This window comes from Deinococcus arboris (assembly GCF_009755355.1).
Classification (GTDB): Bacteria; Deinococcota; Deinococci; order Deinococcales; family Deinococcaceae; genus Deinococcus; species Deinococcus betulae.
The window spans coordinates 1-18,569 of the sequence record NZ_WQLB01000049.1 but is presented as its reverse complement, the minus strand read 5'-3'; the positions used below and the strand labels follow the sequence as shown (position 1 = coordinate 18,569).

21 protein-coding genes are annotated in these 18,569 nt (G+C 63.7%); 4 read left to right on the top strand and 17 right to left on the bottom strand.

Annotation, left to right across the window (positions count from 1 at the left end; all coding sequences use genetic code 11):
• Window positions 1–54: 54 nt before the first annotated feature.
• Complete coding sequence (moaD, locus tag GO986_RS21185) at window positions 55–729, top strand: molybdopterin converting factor subunit 1 (protein ID WP_157461508.1); 675 nt, start codon at window positions 55–57, stop codon at window positions 727–729.
• 124 nt (window positions 730–853) lie between these two features.
• Here moaD and GO986_RS21180 read toward each other — a convergent pair whose 3' ends face one another.
• The 6 genes from GO986_RS21180 to GO986_RS21155 all read right to left on the bottom strand — a co-directional run bounded on the left by GO986_RS21180 (window position 854) and on the right by GO986_RS21155 (window position 6,587).
• Window positions 854–1,570, bottom strand: coding sequence for a PrsW family intramembrane metalloprotease (locus GO986_RS21180; protein WP_369409522.1), 717 nt, complete (start codon window positions 1,568–1,570; stop codon window positions 854–856).
• Between the two features lie 7 nt (window positions 1,571–1,577).
• Window positions 1,578–2,078: a crossover junction endodeoxyribonuclease RuvC gene (gene ruvC / locus GO986_RS21175; protein WP_369409521.1), complete on the bottom strand. Its 501-nt coding sequence runs from the start codon at window positions 2,076–2,078 to the stop codon at window positions 1,578–1,580.
• 76 nt (window positions 2,079–2,154) lie between these two features.
• Complete coding sequence (locus tag GO986_RS21170; protein ID WP_157461507.1) at window positions 2,155–3,081, bottom strand: ABC transporter permease; 927 nt, start codon at window positions 3,079–3,081, stop codon at window positions 2,155–2,157.
• A 9-nt stretch (window positions 3,082–3,090) separates the two neighbouring features.
• Entirely contained in the window at window positions 3,091–4,089 is a 999-nt protein-coding gene (locus GO986_RS21165) for an ABC transporter permease (protein WP_157461506.1), read from the bottom strand.
• Between the two features lie 124 nt (window positions 4,090–4,213).
• Window positions 4,214–5,971, bottom strand: coding sequence for a peptide ABC transporter substrate-binding protein (locus GO986_RS21160; RefSeq protein ID WP_157461505.1), 1,758 nt, complete (start codon window positions 5,969–5,971; stop codon window positions 4,214–4,216).
• Between the two features lie 193 nt (window positions 5,972–6,164).
• Window positions 6,165–6,587, bottom strand: a complete 423-nt coding sequence (locus GO986_RS21155; RefSeq protein ID WP_157461504.1) for a HesB/IscA family protein — start codon at window positions 6,585–6,587, stop codon at window positions 6,165–6,167.
• 135 nt (window positions 6,588–6,722) lie between these two features.
• Between GO986_RS21155 and GO986_RS21150 the strand changes: the two genes are divergently transcribed.
• Window positions 6,723–6,971, top strand: a complete 249-nt coding sequence (locus GO986_RS21150; protein ID WP_157461503.1) for a DdrH — start codon at window positions 6,723–6,725, stop codon at window positions 6,969–6,971.
• A 46-nt stretch (window positions 6,972–7,017) separates the two neighbouring features.
• Here GO986_RS21150 and GO986_RS21145 read toward each other — a convergent pair whose 3' ends face one another.
• From GO986_RS21145 to GO986_RS21115, 7 genes are all read right to left on the bottom strand, one after another.
• Window positions 7,018–7,215 (bottom strand): hypothetical protein, encoded by a 198-nt coding sequence (locus GO986_RS21145; RefSeq protein WP_157461502.1) that lies wholly within the window; start codon window positions 7,213–7,215, stop codon window positions 7,018–7,020.
• 66 nt (window positions 7,216–7,281) lie between these two features.
• Window positions 7,282–8,595, bottom strand: coding sequence for a cytochrome b (locus GO986_RS21140; protein ID WP_157461501.1), 1,314 nt, complete (start codon window positions 8,593–8,595; stop codon window positions 7,282–7,284).
• Window positions 8,592–9,269, bottom strand: a complete 678-nt coding sequence (locus GO986_RS21135; RefSeq protein ID WP_157461500.1) for a QcrA and Rieske domain-containing protein — start codon at window positions 9,267–9,269, stop codon at window positions 8,592–8,594. Before GO986_RS21135 ends, GO986_RS21140 begins: the two co-directional genes overlap by 4 nt.
• Window positions 9,270–9,284: 15 nt before the next feature.
• Window positions 9,285–10,139, bottom strand: coding sequence for a c-type cytochrome (locus GO986_RS21130; RefSeq protein WP_369409520.1), 855 nt, complete (start codon window positions 10,137–10,139; stop codon window positions 9,285–9,287).
• Between the two features lie 178 nt (window positions 10,140–10,317).
• Window positions 10,318–11,172: a serine hydrolase gene (locus GO986_RS21125; protein WP_157461499.1), complete on the bottom strand. Its 855-nt coding sequence runs from the start codon at window positions 11,170–11,172 to the stop codon at window positions 10,318–10,320.
• Window positions 11,169–11,420: a hypothetical protein gene (locus GO986_RS21120; protein WP_224573865.1), complete on the bottom strand. Its 252-nt coding sequence runs from the start codon at window positions 11,418–11,420 to the stop codon at window positions 11,169–11,171. Before GO986_RS21120 ends, GO986_RS21125 begins: the two co-directional genes overlap by 4 nt.
• Complete coding sequence (locus GO986_RS21115; RefSeq protein ID WP_157461498.1) at window positions 11,413–12,057, bottom strand: response regulator; 645 nt, start codon at window positions 12,055–12,057, stop codon at window positions 11,413–11,415. Before GO986_RS21115 ends, GO986_RS21120 begins: the two co-directional genes overlap by 8 nt.
• A 233-nt stretch (window positions 12,058–12,290) precedes the next feature.
• Between GO986_RS21115 and GO986_RS21110 the strand changes: the two genes are divergently transcribed.
• On the top strand, window positions 12,291–12,770 hold the full coding sequence (locus GO986_RS21110) for a hypothetical protein (protein ID WP_157461497.1): 480 nt from the start codon (window positions 12,291–12,293) through the stop codon (window positions 12,768–12,770).
• 212 nt (window positions 12,771–12,982) lie between these two features.
• Here the strand turns inward: GO986_RS21110 and GO986_RS21105 are convergent, their stop codons facing one another.
• From GO986_RS21105 to GO986_RS21095, 3 genes are all read right to left on the bottom strand, one after another.
• Window positions 12,983–13,891: a DMT family transporter gene (locus GO986_RS21105; RefSeq protein ID WP_157461496.1), complete on the bottom strand. Its 909-nt coding sequence runs from the start codon at window positions 13,889–13,891 to the stop codon at window positions 12,983–12,985.
• Between the two features lie 21 nt (window positions 13,892–13,912).
• Window positions 13,913–14,149 carry a hypothetical protein gene (locus GO986_RS21100; RefSeq protein ID WP_157461495.1) on the bottom strand — a complete coding sequence of 79 codons (237 nt, stop codon included), beginning with the start codon at window positions 14,147–14,149 and terminating at the stop codon, window positions 13,913–13,915.
• A 206-nt stretch (window positions 14,150–14,355) separates the two neighbouring features.
• A complete protein-coding gene (locus GO986_RS21095) occupies window positions 14,356–16,776 on the bottom strand; it encodes a transglycosylase domain-containing protein (protein ID WP_157461494.1) in 2,421 nt (806 codons plus the stop codon).
• A gap of 219 nt (window positions 16,777–16,995) precedes the next feature.
• On the opposite strand from GO986_RS21095, the gene ttcA reads away from it, so the two are divergent.
• Window positions 16,996–17,883: a tRNA 2-thiocytidine(32) synthetase TtcA gene (gene ttcA / locus GO986_RS21090; protein ID WP_157461493.1), complete on the top strand. Its 888-nt coding sequence runs from the start codon at window positions 16,996–16,998 to the stop codon at window positions 17,881–17,883.
• Between the two features lie 4 nt (window positions 17,884–17,887).
• On the opposite strand, the gene GO986_RS21085 is transcribed toward ttcA, so the two are convergent.
• On the bottom strand, window positions 17,888–18,517 hold the full coding sequence (locus GO986_RS21085; protein ID WP_157461492.1) for a LysE family translocator: 630 nt from the start codon (window positions 18,515–18,517) through the stop codon (window positions 17,888–17,890).
• Window positions 18,518–18,569: the final 52 nt, after the last annotated feature.

Here is an 18,569-nt window from a genome sequence, read left to right as displayed (position 1 = left end):
CCCAGCCAAACCACTTCTTGATCTCCCGATTCGGGTGCGTGATAGCCTCGGCCCATGCAGCTGAAGGTGGTGTTTTTTGCCCGTCTGAAGCGGGAAACGGGCGTAGAGGAAACGACTCTGGAAGTGCCAGCAGGCAGCGACGTACGCGCCTGCGCGGCCCTCGTCGAGCAGCAGTTCGGTCTCAGTCTGCGCGGGTGCATGGTCGCCGTAAATGAGGTGTACGCGGCGCCGAGCACCCTGCTGAACAACGAAGACGAGGTGGCTTTCCTCCCACCTGTGGCCGGTGGCGCAGAGGATGACACTCTCTGCACCGTGACAACGGAGAGGCTCTCACTGGAACAGGCCAGTGCCTTCCTGGTGCGGCCGGAATGCGGAGCCCAGGCGTATTTTGTAGGGACAGTCCGCAGTCCCAATGCCGGCAAACGGGTGGATTTCATCGAGTACGAAGGCCACGACCCGATGGCCGTGAGGGTCATGCATACCGCCGTGCAGGGAGCCCGAAACCGCTTTGGCTCCTTGCGTATCGTGGTGGAGCACCGCCTGGGGCGCCTGATGCCCGGGGAAGCCAGCATCCTGATTGGGGTGGCCAGCGCCCACCGCCGCGCCGCTCTGGAAGCCTGCGATTTTCTGATTGAGCAGCTCAAAGTTGAACTGCCGGTCTGGAAACACGAGCAGGATGAAACCGGGCAACACTGGGTACAGGGGCAAACGGGTCACGAAACGCTCTGATCAAGGATGTAGATCTGATGTCGTTCGAAGACAGACGAGGCGGTTTCTCCTCTTGGCTTGCTCACGCTTTCACTCTGCCCTGAGCCAAGCCGTTGCGTTGTGTGACCCGCAGATCTTCTCTGCTTCAGGAGCCGCCCCGCTGAGCCTGGCGGCGCGCCTGTTCCTGTAAAAAGGTCACCGGCGGCCCATGTTCGCGGGCATGGGCCTCAAAGGTGAGGTAATACCGGCCCGCCAGCCCCACCATCAGGAGGGTGACGGTGCTCAGGGCCACCAGTTGCGGCCAGCCGGCCCCACCCACAAGAAGACCATTGAACACGGCATGCAGCACCACGCTCACGGCCAGGCCCTGCACCACCCAGGTGCGGCCCTGTTCCCAGTGCAGACCGCCCAGCGCATAGCCCTGCGGCGCACTGAACAGGGCGTGGGCCAGGGTAGCCAGGACCGCGTGCCAGGTACCGGCCCCGCCACCAAACCCCAGGGTGTAGGTGACATTCTCCATCAGGGCAAAGCCCAGCGCGGCGGTCACGGCGTACACCAGGCCGTCCATCGGTTCATCAAAGCTCAGTTCAGAGATGGCGGTCATGGCGGCCACGAATTTGAACCCTTCTTCCAGCAGCGCCGTCAACAGCACCACCACCAGAGCACCCAGCAACTGCGGCGAGGCCAGCAGGCGGCCCAGACTCGCCTCAAAAGCGGCGGCAATCACCCAGGCCAACATGCCCCAGCCAAAGGTGCGGGCCAGCAACCACAGGGGCTCTGGGTGGCGGTCGCGGCGCACAAAAAACCACAGCCAGGCAAACGTCAGAATCACCGAAGCCAGCAGCGGCAGGGCCAGGGACACCACCGGGCTACCGGGCCAGCAGCTGTGCAGTACGTCCCTGAAGCGGCGCACTGGCCAGGTGGGTCAGGGCCAGGGCCAGCGCGTCAGCCGCGTGGTTGTTAAACAGTTCGCGCACACCCAGTGTGGCCTTGACCATGTAGATGACCTGTTCTTTCTCGGCCCGGCCAGTGCCGACCAGCGAGCGCTTGACCTGCATGGGACCGTAGCTGTGAACGGGCACGCCTGCCTGCGCGCACGCCAGCTGCACCACCCCAAACGCCTGTCCCACCTTGAAGGCCACATCAGCCTGCTTGCGCAGAATCTGGTCCTCGATGGCCACCGCGTCCGGCCGGTACTCGGCCAGTAGCCGCGAGACCTCTTCATGGAGGTACTGCAGACGCCGGGGCATGATCCAGGCGCTTTCTGTGGTCAGGCAGACATGGTAGAGGTGGCGCGCTTTGCGCACGTCACCTTCCACCAGCCCCAGGCCGAGGTTGGCGAGCCCAGGGTCAATCCCAAGAACAATCACAAGCCCAGAATACGCGATAGGAACAGCCAGACCGCAAAAACCCCGCCGGAGCGGGGCAAAAGCGTCGGAACAGGGATTAGAGGCGGCTCTTGGGGTCGAAGGCGTCGCGCAGGCCGTCACCCAGAAAATTGAACACCAGCACTGTCAAGAGGATAGCCAGACCTGGATAGAGCGCGATGTAAGGGTGTTCGAGCACCACCTCATTGGCGTTGGACAACATGTTGCCCCAGGTAGATACCGGCGGCTGAATGCCGAAGCCCAGGAACGATAGGGCGGCCTCGCCCAGAATCGCCCCGCCCACCGCCAGTGTGCCGTTCACGATAATGACCGCCACAATATTAGGCACCAGGTGGCGAAACATGATGCGGCCGCTGCGCGCACCCAGCGCACGAGCAGCGTCCACGTATTCGAGGTTCTTGAGCTTTAGCACTTCGCCCCGCACCAGACGGGCGGTGCCCATCCAGCCGAAGAAGGTAAAGATGGTGACGATGATGAACACGCTGGAATTGGGGTTTTCGCGCAGGCGAGCAATAGCCGGCAAGTCGCTCACAGCGAACAACCCACTCAACGTCAGCTGAAGGGGCAGTTCGGGAATGGACAGCATGATCTCGATGAAGCGGCTGATCACTGTATCTACGCGCCCGCTGAGAAAGCCGGCCAGCAGGCCCATCAGCGTGCCCAGCGCAATACTGAAGGCGGCCACTGTAAAGCCCACAATCAGGCTGACGCGGCTGCCATACATGATGCGCGAGAGAAGATCGCGGCCCAGACTGTCCTGCCCCAGGACGTGCTGGCTGCTGGGCGGTGCATAGATACCCGCAAGGTCCTGGGCGTTCGGGTCAAATGGAGCAATCCAGGGCGCGAACAGGGCCATCAGGATCAGCAGCGCGATAACCACCAAGCTGAACATGGCAGCTTTGTGTTTGCGCAGGCGGCGTAAGGCGATTTGAAAGGTCGAGCGGCTCCGGGCGCGCTTGGGGGGTGCAGCGGTCACAGTGGTCATCAGCAGGCCTCAGGAATACCGAACGCGGGGGTCAACCAGGCCGTAAGCCAGGTCGGTCAGCAATTGGAAAATGACCGTCAGCAGGGCCAGGAGCATCAGGCAGGTCATGACAACGTTAAAATCCTTGCTGACCAGTGCGTCCAGAATGGCTTTGCCCATGCCGGGCCAGGAAAAGACGGTTTCTGTAATGACAGCGCCGCCGAAGAGGCCCGGAATGCTGAGCCCCAGCAGCGTGACAATAGGCGTCACCGCGTTGCGTAAGGCGTGTTTGTAGAGCACACGGCGGTCCCCCAGCCCCTTGGCCCGTGCAGTACGGACATAGTCCTGCGTCAGGGTTTCGAGCATGTTGGCCCGCATGAACCGCAGGGTCACGGCGATTTCACGCAGCATCAGAATCATCATCGGCAGGATGAGGTACTTCAGCTTGTCCAGTGTCGTGGCCCACCACCCGGCATCTGGGGCGAGGTCTGCGCTGCCCAGGCCTCCAGGCGGCAGCGACAGGACGCCGCCAGTGGCTCCTGGCAGGAACACGGCGAAGAAGTACAGCGCTAGTGCACCTACCCAGAATACCGGGGCACTGACGGCCAGAAAAGCAAAAAACGTCAGGACGTAGTCCAGCACCGAATACTGCCGCACAGCACTGAAAATGCCCAGGGGTACGGCAATCAGCGTGCTGATCACCAGGGCCGGTACCGTCAGCAGCAGGGTGTTGGGCAGGCGGTCCCTGAACACGAAATCCAGCGCTGGAATGCCAAAGTCCTGCGAGTAGCCGAAATTTCCCACGACGGCCTGTTTAAGCCAGAAAAAGTAGCGGGTAAACCAGGGCTGATCGAGACCGTAAGCGGCCTTCAGCCGGGCGATGTCGTCGGCGGTGATATTGCTGTTGCCAAAGACCAACTGGTCGACCGGGTCACCTGGTTGCAAGGCGGTCAGCATAAAAATCAGCAGGCTGATGACAAAGAGAAGCGGAATCATCTGAATGACGCGGCGTAAGGCGTAGGTTCCCATAACGTTCCTCGGAGAGAAGGCCAGCGGCCCCAAAGAGAGGCGGGAAGCAACGCCTGCTGGCGAAGCCTCCCGCGTCCGGTATATCCGGTGAGCGCCCAGAGGCGCCTGACCCGGCAAGACCGGCTTACTTCTGCTTGTACTCCTCGACGGCGCCCTTGCTGGCCCAGCCAATCTTGGCCGAGTTCCAGCTGGGGTACAGCGTGTAGGCGCTGAAGGTGTAGTTCACCAGACCCGGCACCTTGGTGTACACGTTCACGCGGTAGTACAGCGGCAGCGAAGGCACTTCGGTGTTCCAGACCGTCTGCATGCGGTCAAACAGCTTGATGCGCTCGCTCAGGTTGAATTCGACCTGGGCCTGCTTGTGCAGGCGGTTGAATTCGGCGTTGTTCCAGCCGGCGTTGTTCTGGCCAGCGTAGCCGTTGGCGGCGGTGGGAATGCCTTCACCCTTGAAGAGGTTGCCTTCCTCGAAAATTGGGTTGCCGGTCCAGGCGTACATGGCCAGGTCCCATTTGCCTTCCTGACCCTTGCTCAGGAAGTCGGGCCCGAAGAACACGCTGGATGGGTAGTTCTGGATGTTGACCTGCACGCCCACCTGCTTCCACTGGGCCTGCAGAATCTGCTGCACGCGCTCACGGACGGTGTTGCCCGCAGTGGTGCCAAAGTTCAGGCTGAGCTTCTTGCCACCTTTTTGCAGGATGCCGTCAGAACCGGCCGTCCAGCCCAGGGCAGCGAACAGCTGCTTGGCACGCGCCTGGTTGTAGTTGTAGTCGTTGACATCCTTCTTGTACAGCTTGCTGATGGGGTTCACCCAGCTGTTCGACACCGCCTGACGGCCCTGGAACAGCGCCTTGGTCAGCGCGTCACGGTCAATGGCGTACAGCAGCGCCTGACGCATCCGGGGGTCATCCAGGTCCAGGTCCTTGGCCTTCTGGCCGCGCGTGTTGATGTCAATGTGCTCCCACACAGCGCCGGGAACAAAGTAGGTCTTGTACTTGCCGCGCTCGGTGCGAGTCAGGTCCACGCCCTGATCGAAGGTCAGACCCACGGCGCTCACGGCGTCCAGCTGACCCGACAGGATGTTAACCTTCAGAGTATTGGTGTTGGGAATAAACCGGTATGTGATGTTCTGCACGTAGTTTTCAGGGTTCTTGGGTTGCAGCCAGTAGTTGGCGTTGCGGGTCATGGTCAGGCTATTGCCGCTGCGCCAGGCTGTGGGCTTGAACGGGCCCGCCACCACTTTGGGCAGGCTGCGCGCCGTGGTGTACGACGAGATGAATTTCTTCCACTCCTCGTTGACCACCTTGGCGTCTTTCTCGTTCTTGGTCTTGGTATCAAACGCCGTCCAGGCCGCACTCATGATGTGGCTGGGCGCCATGCCGGGGCTGGTCTGGTCAGCAAACAGGTAGGGCGGGTCGTAGGTGATGGTGAAGGTGTCGGCGTCGTTCACGGCAATCTTGGCGCGGCTCCAGGGATCGCGGTCAGGCACCGGCACGCGGTCATCGTTCACCAGGCGGTGCCAGAACTGGAAGTCAGCGACCTTGATGGCCGTGCCGTCACTCCACTTGGCATCCTTGCGGATGGTGTAGGTGACGCTATTGCGCACCACGTCGCCAGCGGCATTCTTGACGACTTTGTAGTCGCCGTTGGCAATGCTGGGCACACGGGTGGCAATGTCAGCGTAAGGCTCGCCGTCGTCGTCCAGACCAATCAGGGCGGCACCCATGTATCCGTTAATCTCACTGGTAATCGCCAGGTTATTGGTGTTCCAGGGATCGTAAATGTTCGGTGGCTCTTGCGAGGTGCCAATCACGAGGCTGTTGTTGGCCGGCCCGGCGAGGGCGGCGCCGAGCAGGAATGCAGTAAGGGCCAGGGTCTTCTTCATGTAAGCCTCCGAACTCTTCAGGCGATACTGCTGCCTTCTGGGTAAATGATGAAGGTCAGTATAAGGCTCGGTGAGGGCGCGTCAAGACAGCTTTGCTGAGGCGGTCCCTAGTCAACCAGAGCCCGTCCCAAATGACCGACAGTACAAAAAAAAAAGCCGGGCTAGACCCGGCCTTTGCTGTCCTTGAGTACGACTAGTGACTGGCGCAGCCGCCACTGCCCTCGCCGTCCGGCGACTTGGCGCCATCGGTGCGGAACGACGACCCACATCCACAGGCCGAAGTCGCGTTGGGGTTATTAACCGTGAAGCCGCCCCCCATCATGTTCTCCACGAAATCCACTTCGCTGCCGCGCAGTAGGGGCATGCTCATCCGGTCCACGAGCAGCTTGACGCCCCGGTCCATGACGATGGTGTCGCCGTCCAGCTCGCGGTCATCAATGGCCATCCCGTACTGATAGCCACTGCAGCCACCACTCTTGATAAACACACGGACACCTGCGTTTTCCTTGCCACTGTTGGCCAGGATGCCCAGAGCCTTTTGCGCGCCAAATTCACTGATGCTGATTTCAGAGGCGGGCACACCGCCGGGTTGGTCTTGGATGGTGGTCGCGGTCATGCGTGAAGCGTAACACCATTGGAGAAATAAAAAAGTGCGTGGAAAGCAAAGTGCTGGACAGCAGGGACCTCATCGTGGAGAGAAGAGGTCGGCGCCGCTTACATTCCTTGAGCGTGAGCATGTTAAGCTAGGGCCATGACGAACCCTTACGCTGAGTGGTTCGAGCAGCTCCGCAGTGAGTATGGGGAGCAGCTTCGCACCATGCCCCTGCCCGACGGCCTGCCCGAGCATTTGCGGCAGCTGATTACCTCGCACGACGAGGATGCTATTCAGTTCATGATCAAGCTGGCCTGGCAGTTTGGAGCACAGGTAGGATACGCCGCCGGCAGCCGGGAAGGGACCACACCCACTATGAACATGGGGCCCAAACGAGTTGAGGCCTGAGCCTGAACAGTTAACACCGCAGCGCCGCCGATTCAGGTAGCGCTTTTTAGTGGCCCTGGCTGCGGGGCTGTGCCCAACACCCTGGCGCACAGTTCTGTTGTGGAAGAAGGCCCCGCGCGGCCAACTCCTCTAGAACATAGTTAGCGAACGCCAGAGCGCTGGTCGGGTCAATAGGATCGGCCGCCAGTTCGGCCAGACCCAGCCGGCGGGCCTCTTTGGCCAGTTCCTTTGCCAGATTATCCATCAGGGCAGTTGAGCACAGAAACGCGGCCCTGGCTCAAATTGCCAGGGCCGCTTGTGGATAAGAAGCTCAGTCGTCAGCGTGGGCGTGCGCCAACGTCTCGCGCTCGTCAGCTTCGCGCAAGGCACGGATACCGCGCACGATGCCCAGCGTCCCAAAGTAGCTAACGGCCGGGACCAGGAACGTCAGAATCCAGAGCACTGCATTGGCATTCGCAGACGTCAAGATCCCACTCTGCACCAGCTCAATCTTGTAGCCGGCGACCGACAGCACAATCATCATGGCCATAAAGGCTATGCCCGCTGCCAGACGCACAGGGTGATTGGTGGGGTTCTCGGCGTAGTACTGGTTGTCCTTGCTGCGGTCCAGCATCGGCACCGCAAACATCAGACCGATGATCAGACCAGGCAGCACCATGGCACCCACAAACTCGGCGCTGATCACGCCGCCCAGCACTTCCAGTTCAAAGCCAGGAATAATCGCCAACGCACCGAAGACCCAGAGGAGGTACCAGTCCGGCTTGATGCTGCTGATGGGCTGAGGGCTGGGCGGACCAAAGAACTCAACTGGGTGAACGGGAATAAAGGCAGCAAACAGCATCACGAGGCCGGTGAATAGCAGAGCCAGCAGGAGCATGATGGGCGTCTGCTGGGTGGACAGCGGCACTCCGACAATCTTCTTGTAGGCCAGACGCTTGGCGTACTGCGGCTGGGTGTGCTTCTGCTTGATCATGATCAGCATGTGCGCGCCAGTCAGCGCCAGCAGAATGCCCGGCAGCAGCATGATGTGGTAGCCGTAGATTCGCGGAATGATGCCGTCGCCGGGGAAGCGGCCCGCGAATGCAGCCTGCGCGGCCCAGTCGCCGACCCAGGGCACAGACTTCACGATGGCGTAGATCACGCTGACGGTGTTGTAGGCGTAGTTGTCGTAGGGCAGGATGTAGCCGGTCACGGCGGTCAGCGCTGCGAAAATCAGCAGCAACATGCCGATCCACCAGTTGATTTCACGGGGTTTCTTGAACGCGCCCGTGAAGTACACGCGCATCATGTGGATGACGGCCGCCGCCACCATGATATTGGCCATCCAGTGGTGCACGCGCCTGAGCATGTCACCGAAGGGCATGGCGTTAATCTTGAGCGCCGAATGGTAGGCCGCTGGCACCAGATTCGGCTTGGTCGCCGAACCGGGATCAAACGAGTTGATTACCAGCGAGTTGCTGGGCTCGTAGCTCAGCGCGAGCAGGATGCCAGTAATAATCAGCACGATCAGACTGAACAGCGTGATCTCACCCAGGAAGAACGAGTGATGAACAGGAAACGCTTTGCGCAGGAACTTGTCGTTCAGGCGCGAGATGTGCAGGCGGTCATCAAGCCACTGGTTCATCCGAGAATCTCCTCTACCTGTTGAAGGTATGTCTCCCAATCCTGCTCGTTGAGAAACCCAAAGGGAGCGGTGACAAACGTTTCAGTCACGACCAAACGGTCATTTTCAAGCGTGATAGGTAACTGTGGCATAGAACGCGGAGGCGGACCGCCTATCTTCTTACAACCTTGTAGAAGGTCATATTGGCCAGAGTGACACCCACAGAACAACTTGCTGAGGTCTTTTTCGTCGTTAGGCACAGGGCAACCCGCATGGGTGCACTTATTGGAATAAGCGATGACGCCGTCTGCAGTAATGCCGTCCAGTTTCAGAACCACACGCGGTTCCTGCTCTGCAGGCTCTTGAAAACGGCTTCTCTCAAAACGGTAAACCGCAAGCTGGTTATTGGGTTCGCCTTTGCGAATGACCCCATCGGCAGACATAGGCCAGGCTGGAACGCCGCGCTCAGTGACTTCCGAGGGGCGAATGGGCTGCCCTTCCTTAGCGGCTTCAGCGTGTACCAAGACGTCACCCTTTCGAGGTGGCGCTTTGTCTGCCGTAAGACGGAGGGCTGGCTTGGCACTGCCCAGCGCGCTGACCAGGCTGATGGTGCCCACCGCCGCCGCGCCGCCCATGGCCGCGTTGATGAACTTGCGGCGAGTCAATTCCGGGTCTTGCTTCTTATAACGCGTCATATCAGTCTCTCCTGCTTACCAGGGGAACTCGCCGCTGGCGTCTTCGACGAGAACCTCGCCGTCCATGAAGAACTTCTTGTACAGCCCGATGCTGGCGGCCAGCAAGAGCAGAATCATGGCCGCGTAGAAGCCTTCGGCCGTCACATTGGGCATAACAGGCTCTTTGGCCCCCCAGCCCGCAAAGTCAGTGACCATCTGGCGGACAAACAGCACGCTGAACACCACAGTCAAGCTCAGGGTGGTCACGATGCCCAGGGTGGCCAGTGGCGTGGCGCGCACCTTGTGAATCCCAGGGTGCAGTTCCAGCCCTTCAGCCCACACGCTGTACAGCCCGATCAGGCCGTAAGTCAGCAGAACCATCACGAACGTCGCCAGGAAAATTTCGGGAAGCTTCAGGTCTTCGGGGACGAAACGACTACGGTTTTTCAGCACGGCCGGGTCGATCTTGCTCTGGCCCTCAGCCACCGTGGCGGGGGTCAGGGGCTCTTCGATGTTGTTGCCAAACGAGTGCAGCACGTAGTTGGCCACCGCATAGACCTGCTCTTCGTTGAGCTGGGTCTGAGCTGGCATCTGCCCTTTGCCCTTCGTGATGATGTTGTAGACGTAGACCGGGTCATTCACGATGTCCGCATTGTTGGCCAGCGCTGGACCCACGCCCCCCTGACCCTCTGCGCCGTGACAACCAGCGCAGGTGCCAAAGGCAGCCTTGCCCTCCGTCGGCCAGGTCTGGCTGATGCTGGCGACGACAGCCGGGTCAACCGCCACAGGCTCGGGCGCCGTTTCCTTGTTAAAGAGGAACAGCAGAATAATCCACATGATGGCCGCACACACGATGGCGACCCAGGGCATGACAGCGTCGTTTCTTTCCACGTTCCCTCTCCCTCAGCGTGAAGTGGCCTGTGCTTTCCAGCCGCCGGGCGGCGAAAAGTCCTGCATTCAGGTGGCCTAATGCGGGTCAGCATACCACGCGCCGAACACGCGCCCAGCCGCGCTTCTTTGAGCTGGAAGCAGGCTTCTGGCACCTTGCATCATGCGCCTGACCGAGCGGTTAAATGTCCCCTGAAACGGGCACCTCGCCTAGCATGGCCAGGAGCGGCCAGAGCGCATCGGCCAAGGCAACCACGTCGCGGTTTTCTGGGTGTTCGCGCGGGTCGGTGCCGCCCTGCGACAGCAGCGCCACCAGCAAGGGACGCGGCGTGAACAGCACCCCGACATCGTGGTGCACGCCGTTCAGCTCGCCACTCTTGCTGGCCACCCGGTACAGCCGTTCACCGTCTGGGCTGCAGGGGACACGACGCCCCAGAATGTCGAGCAGTTGCTGCCGGCCCAGAATGTCCAGCGCCAGGGCGGTATGCGCCGCGTCCAGCCGCTCACCGGCCACCAGGGCGCGCAGCCCCTCGGTCTGGTCGTGGGCGGTCGTGACATTGCGCTCGCCGCGCTGCTGGGCGGGGGTGCGCTGTTCGGGGGGCACCTGCAACTTCCCGACCAGACGGGTGCCTGGGAAGCCGAGGAGAGGCAGCTGGGCGCCAACCCATTCAAGCCCCAGCCGCTCGATCACCAGATTGGTCGCCGTGTTGTCGCTGACCACAGTCATCAGGGTCAGAACATCCTGCCAGGTTAGGGCCAGGCCAGGTGCCAGCTCATGCAGCACGCCTGCGCCCGGCACCTGATCGGCGGCCCTGAGTGTCACCCGCGCCGCCAGATCCAGCCGGCCGGCCTGCGCCTCCTGAAGGGCCAGGATCAGCAGCGGCACCTTGATGGTACTGGCGGCCGGAAACACCAGCCCGGCCTGCCACGCGGCCAGTTCGGTGCCGTCCAGTGTGCAGACGCGCAGCCCCACCTCACCTTTAAAACCGGCCTCAGTCAGCCGGGTGCGAAAGGCGGTGACCAGATCAGCGGTCATTCGTCGGGCAGAACCAGGCCGGCCAGCGCCGCGAAGGGGTGCGCAGTGCCGACTGGGCGCAGGGTGCAAAAAGGCGGCCCGCCCTCGGGCTCGACGCGGTGGGTACAGCCAGGGCACTCGGGAAATGCCTGCTCGGTGTAGGCCAGGTCCGCTTCGGCGCTGGGCAGGCTCCACTGCCGCCCGCAGCCCGCCTGAAAGGCCACGGGCGTGCGCGGGGCCGGCAGGCGAACGTGACGGTTTCTAGTCAAGGTTGGCGATGCCCTCACGGATGGCGTACAGCGCCGCCTGGGTGCGGTTGTTCAGCTGCAATTTGGTAAAAATTTCAGAGAGGCGGTTGCGCACGGTCTTCTCGCTGATATCCAGCCGCAGGGCGATGTCCTGGTTGGAAAAGCCCTGGGCCAGCAGCTTGAGAATCATAGTTTCGCGTTCGTTGAGGTCGGCGTGCTTCTCGCTGGGCAGTTCCTCGCGCTTATCGCGGAAATCGTCCAGCACGTTCTGGGCCATATCGGCGTCCAGCAGCGCTTCACCCGCCGCTACCCGCTTAATCACGTCCAGCAGGGTGGTGGCGTCAGCGTCTTTCAGGACATAGCCGCGGGCTCCGGCCTTCACCGCTTCAAAGACGTAGCGGTCCTGACGGTACATGGTGATCATGATGACCCGCGAATTCGGGTCGATTTCCAGGATGCTCTGGGTGGCCTTGACGCCGTCCAGCTCGGGCATCTGGATGTCCATGAGAATCACGTCCGGGTGGGTATCGGCCGCGTACCGAATCGCTTCCCGGCCGTTGGCCGCCTCTCCGATGACCCGCATGCCTTCGGATTCCAGCAGGCTGCGAAGGCCCTGCCGAAACAGCGCGTGGTCATCCACCAGCAAAACGCGAATCATGGCCCCAGTGTAGGGCAGCGCCGCCGCGCACATTGGGACGGCTGCCTGGGAAGTCAGACGGGGCTCTGTCCACTTCGGGGCCAGGCGACGACCTACTGATCGGCCTTCTTGCCGTCACCAGCCCCACTGCTCCTGCAGGCAGCACTCAAAGCCTATTGGCCCTTCTCCTCTGTCCCACCTGAGGCCGCCGCAGCAGGTTTTTGTAAGCGCGCCCCAGTACACTGCGGAACGTGATGACCTGGTTCGATGCGCTGCTGGTGACCTTGTGGGCCGTAATCACTGCCCTGGGGGCGCGGCGCGGTTTGGCGGGCCTGGCCTGGGGGGTTGGGGGCCTGGCCGCCGCCTTCCTGGCCAATGCACTGGTGGGGGGTCCGCTGGCGGCACTCCTCAGCGCCGCGCTGGGTGTGGGGATTGCCACCGTGATTCTGCGCCTGGTCCCCATGCCGCTGGAAAACCCCTGGCACCTGGGGGCCGGGGCCGTGGGCGGGTTTGTGCTGGGCGGCGTGCTGATTTCGACGCTGGCGCTGGGCTTTCCTCTAGACGTGAAGGTGGGCACCGAGGGCAAGCGGGGCGTCTACCCGTCCCCCAGCCTGCCGCCAGTGCTTTACCGCGCCGTCAGTGGCTCGGCGGTCCAAAATGGCCTGCGTAGCGTCTGGGGCGGCAGCCCCGCCCTGAAAACCCTGCTGATGCCCGACCAGGCACGGGCGAGATAAGGAACCCAATCAAGGCGGGCCGGAAAGTGTCCGGCCCTCTTTCACTTTTGCGGCGAGCTGACCAGGAGGATTGACAGCGGTGCTCTATTTCACGCACAGCCCACTCTTTTAACCGCGTAAGTTTGCTGTCCAGAGCGATCCACCGTTCCGTCAGGAAAAGGGCCACCAACTCCCTTTGAAGAGGCTAAAAGACCTCCCCTGCCTAAAGGCTGCTACGAGTTCTCGGCTTGCACAGCAGGCGTTTCGGGATGAGGGCTGGCTGCCGCGCGCTGGCTCAGGACCGTTGCGACCACCACGAAAGCGCCGCCCAGCGCGCCGCGCGCGCCGATCTGTTCACGCAGCAGCACATAGCTGAAAGCACTGGCGGTCACAGGTTCCAGGGCGTAGATCAGGCTGGCCTCGGCGGCGCTGACGTGGCGCTGGCCCACGGTTTGCAGCAGGGTGGTTACAGCCGTCGCGGCCACGCCCAGGTAGAGCAGCGGCCCCCAGGCAGAGGCGGGCGGCCACAGTTCACCAGGGCTGGCCAGCAGCGCCCAGAGCCACGCCAGCCCGGTGACACTCAGCACCTGCACGGCGGTAAAGGGCAGCGCGGCGTGCCGGTGCGCCGTGCCTTCCAGCGCCACGATAAACCCGGCGTAGGTCACGGCGCAGGCCAGTGCCCAGGCGTCGCCCACCACCAGCGCGCCGCCTTCCCACGACAGCAGGGCCAGGCCCGCCACAGCCAGCGGCAGCGCCGCCCACAGGGTTAGCGGCAGGCGGCGGCGCTGGACCACGGCCAGCCACAGCGGCACCAGCACCACGCTCAGGGCCGTAAAAAACGCGGCTCGGTTGGCGCTGGTGGTTTGCAGCGCCACCGTCTGGGTGCCGTAGCCGGCAATCAGCCAGGCGCCTAGCAGCAGCCCATCGCGCCACAGCGGGCGGCCCAGTCCAGCTGGGGGCGCTGCGCGGGCTGGGCGCCACAGCAGCAGCGGCAACAGCGCCAGCGCCGCAATCGAAAAGCGCCAGGCAATCAGAACCGGGGCGCTCAGGCTCTCGCCCAAGGTCTTGACCACAGCGAACGTGCTGCCCCACAGACAGGTCACGAGAATCAGCAGCAGGGCGCCGCGTGCACGGGCAGACATGGGCGGAAGTGTAGCGTTCTGCTAGCGCAGGTGCCGGGCCAGGGCCAGCCCGGTGCCCCCTGCGCCTGCGACAAAGACCAGCAGCAGGGCGTACAGAGGGGCGTCATTGAGCAGCAGCACCGCCAGCAAGGCGGCCGTGAGCCCCTCACCTACCAGCCCTGAGACCGACACCTGGGGCAGGCGGCGGCCCAGCGCCATCACACTGACGGGCGCCAGCACGCAGGCCAGCAAGGTGACGAGCCAGAGCCCCAGAGACATGAAGGCAGTTTAGAGGCTGGGCCGCAAACACCGGCCAGAGGCCACTGGACCCTCATTGCAGGGAGAGAGACCGGCATGCTGACCGACTCCACCTGCTGGCTTAGACGGTGATGCCCTTTAACGCGCAGCTTTGTCAGTTGGCTCGATGCAGATGCTAAAGGGTCTTCCTCAAACCCACTGAGCTACAGCGGTCAAAGGCTCTCCCACTAATCCAGCGGCTCCAATTCGTTGAGGAGGTCATCGGTGGCGGCGGGAGGCAGCGGCTCGGGGGGATCAGGCACGACCACCTCATCCTCGAAGGTCGGTTCGGGCGTCACCGGCTCCGGGTCAGGGGTGGGGACCGTTCCGGGGTCGGGCAGGGGCAGCGGTTCTGGTTGCGGCTCAGGGACAGGCTCGGGCGCAGGGTCCGCGGTCACCGGTTCGGTGGGCTCAGCATCATCGGCAGGCACTGGCTCCTGACTGGGGAGCGGCTCGGGAGTCACCTCCTCAGGCTCGGGGGGCAGGGCGGGCTCTGGGTCAGGCACCACCGGCTCTGACGGCTCGGGGACAGACGCGGGAACGGGCACTGGCTGCGCCTCGGGTTCAGGGGCGCGGCGCCGGGTAAAGAAACCGCCCCCACTGCCGCTGCCGTCGCGGGCGGTGGGGGCGCTATCGCCCTCGCCCGCACGGAACGCCATGTTGACCTGCCGCACCACGCGGTACTCGATGCCCTGCGGCTCGCGGAAACTGGCGACCGGCTGGCCCTGCAAGGCGCCCGCCACCGCCTGCTGCCAGACCGGCGTGGGGACGTCGCCGCTGGTGGCCCAGCCGGGCAGGGCGCCGCCTTCCTGCCGGCCCACCCACACGGCGCCCGCCACCGTGGGGGTCACGCCCGCAAACCACAGGTCCTTGACATCGTTGGTGGTGCCGGTCTTGCCCCCCACGGGCCAGCCCGGAATCAGGGCGCGGGTGGCCAGGCCGCCCTGCGGGATGCTGAGGTCATTCACGACACCGCGCAGCATGTCCAGGCCCAGCCAGGCGGTGCGGGCGTCCCAGACCCGCTTGGCCACAGGGGCGGGGCGGGTGTACAGCACCTTACCGCGCGCGTCCTCGACCTTGCGCACCAGCGTCGGCGTGAAATACAGCCCCCCGTTGGCGAAGGTGGCGTAGGCGGCGGCCATTTGCAGCGGACTGGCTTCCAGGGTGCCGATGCTCAGGGGCAGCCCCGCGTTGGCCGGGGGCGTCAGGTTCAGTTCACGCAGCTTGGCCTCGAAGGTGCCGATGCCCAGTTCCTGCGCCATGCGCACGGTCGGCAGGTTCAGGCTGTGGTCTAGAGAGTACCGCAGCGTGACATACCGGCCAGTCCAGCGGCGGTTGTAATTCATGGGCTGGTAGTCGCCGCGAATAGGCGCGTCCAGCACGGTGTCGCTCTGCTTCCAGCCTTTTTCCAGGGCCAGGGTATATAGCAGGGGCTTCACACTGCTGCCCACCTGGCGGCGCGCCTGAAGGGCATTGTTCCAGTCGCTGGGGCGGCCACCCGTAAGCTTCTGGCCCACCAGTGCCAGCACCTCGCCGCTGTCGGGGCGCACCAGGGCCAGCCCCAGGGTCGCGCCGTCGGGCAGGCGGGCATTCTGACTGGCGGTCTCGGCGGCGGCCTGGGCCTGCGCGCTCATGCCGGTGTAGATCCGACCGCCGCCGTACAGCGCCTTGCGGCCAATCAGGGGCGTCAGTTCCTTTTCCACGGCTTGCAGATAGGAGAAGTTGGCGTAGCGCCCGCCGCCCTCCAGCCGCTTGAGGTTTTCGTCCAGTCGCTCTGGGCGTTCCAGCACCGCCGAGCGCAGCGTGCCGTCATTGTTCCAGCCGATGCGCCAGCCTGCCGGGTAGATCGGCGTGGTCCAGGCCGCGTCGGCCTCGGCCTGCGACACCTGGCCGTCTTCCACCATGCGCGCCATCAGGTTTTTCATCAGAGGGCGGTAAGCCGCAAAGTCCTTGTAGCGCCGGTTGGGCGCCGGAATGATGGTCGCCAGGTACACACTCTCGGCCAGGTTCAGCTCGGCGGCACTTTTGCCAAAGTAAGCGTGGGCCGCGCCCCCAGCGCCCAGAATGTCGCGGCTGCCTCCATCACCCCAGTAGATGACGTTCAGATAGGCATTGAGAATCTGCGCCTTGTCAAAGTTGCGCTCGACCTGATAGGCCAGTACGGCTTCCTTGAACTTGCGTTCGGCGGTGCGGGCACCCTCCAGGTCGTCCAGCAGGGTATTTTTAACGACCTGCTGGGTAATGGAGCTGCCGCCTTCCAGGTCGTTTTGCAGCAGGCCCTTGAGAAGACCGCGCGCAATCCCGAGGGCGTCCACGCCGCCGTGCTGATAAAAGCGGCGGTCCTCACTCGTCACGACCGCCTTTTGCAGCCAGGGGCTGATTTGCGGGGCCTTGAGCAGGTCGCGGTTCACGCTGCCCCCACTGCTGAGGCTGGGGGTTAGGGTGCCGACCAGGGTGCCGGCCCGGTCATACACGCGCGTCTGGCCGCTGAATTCCAGCACGTCCAGTTCAGACACGCTGGGCAGGTCGCGGCCCCAGGCGTACCACAGCCCCCCGGCGCCCGCCGCGCCGGCCAGCAGCAGCGCCGCCAGTCCATTGAAGAACCTCATCCGGGTCACTGTAGCGGGCCAGTGAGGCGGCCGCAGAGGCGGGCGTCACGGTGGGGGGCGCGCGGCGAGGCTGCGGCGGGCAGGGCGACTGGGCGCAGAGCCGTCATGCGGCGCAGTTTGCCACGCGGCCCCCTGCGGGCTCATCCCCCCAAAGCATGAGCGTCCCCGTCAGGGAACACTTGGCGGGCCAGCCAGCGCGTACCATAGGCCCCGCGCCCCATGACCTACCCTGCCTCCTCCCCCACCGCCCCCGACACCACCCGCCTGTTTGCCCCGATTGTCCGGGGGGTGGGCCAGGCCATTGGCGACTACCGCATGATCGAAGACGGCGACCGGGTCATGGTCTGCCTGTCGGGCGGCAAAGACAGCTACACGCTGCTGGACGTGCTGCTGCACCTGCAAAAGAAGGCCCCAGTGAAGTTTGAACTCGTGGCTGTGAACCTGGACCAGGGGCAGCCGGGCTTTCCCAAAGACGTGCTGCCCCGTTACCTCACAGACTTGGGGGTGCGGCACGACCTGCTGACCCAGGACACCTACAGCGTGGTCAAGGAAAAGACGCCGGAAGGCAAGACCACCTGCGCGCTGTGCAGCCGCCTGCGCCGGGGCATCCTGTACGGCCACGCGCGGGCGATTGGCGCGACCAAAATTGCGCTGGGCCACCACCGCGACGACATCCTAGAGACGCTCTTTATGAACCTGTTTTTCGGCGCGCGCCTCAAGGCCATGCCGCCCAAACTGCAAAGCGACGACGGGACCAACGTGGTTATCCGGCCGCTGGCGTACATAGCCGAGCAGGACATCGTCCGCTACGCCCAGGCGCGGCAGTTTCCGATTATTCCGTGCAACCTGTGCGGCAGTCAGGCCAACCTCCAGCGCCAGGTGGTGGGCGAGATGCTCGAAGGCTGGGAGCACGAGCATCCGGGCCGCCTGAACAACATTCTGCGCGCCCTGACCCGCGTGACCCCCAGCCACCTGCTGGACCGCGACCTGTTTGACTTTGCTTCGCTGTCTGTGACGCCCGCCGAGGGTGACAGGGGCTTTGACCCGGACACCTACCCCGAGCGGGAGTTTTTAAACGGCCTGAGCGAGATGCAGATGCTGGGGTAGGGGGCTAGGCGCGCTGCACCGACGCCGTGCCGAGGCCCAGCGCAATAAATACGCCTCCGGTGAGGTAGCGCTGCCAGCGGGTAGCCAGGGCGCCCTGCAACCGGCGCCCCACACTGCCGGCCAGCAGCGCATACGCCGAGTCACTGAGGGTCGCCAGCACCAGAAACAAGCCGCCCAGCAGCAGCGTCTGCGCCCAGACGGGCCCCTGGTCAGGCCGCACGAACTGGGGCAGAAAGGCCAGAAAGAACAGCGCCGTTTTGGGATTCAGGAGATTGACCACCGCGCCCTGAGTGAACATCCGCCGCAGCGGTTGGGCCGGCGAGGCTCCCCAGTCTACGGGAGCAGGATCGCGCGCCAGCCAGGTGCGGAGGCCCAGCACCACCAGGTAGATGGCCCCCACCCACTTCAGCACCGAAAACAGCAGCGCGGAGGACAGCACCAGGGCCGACACGCCCAGGGTGGCGGCCAGCACATGCACCAGCCCGCCCACCTGTACCCCCAGCGCCGAGACCAGCCCCGCCCGACGTCCCTGGTGGAGGCTGCGCGCCACGATGAACAGCACGCTGGGCCCTGGCACCAGCAGCAGCGCCAGCGAGGCAGCGGTGAACGCCAGCAGCGTGGGCAGGTCAGGCATAGGGTCAGGGTACGCTGCAAAAGGTCGGGGCCCCGCCTCCCCTGTCTGCCTT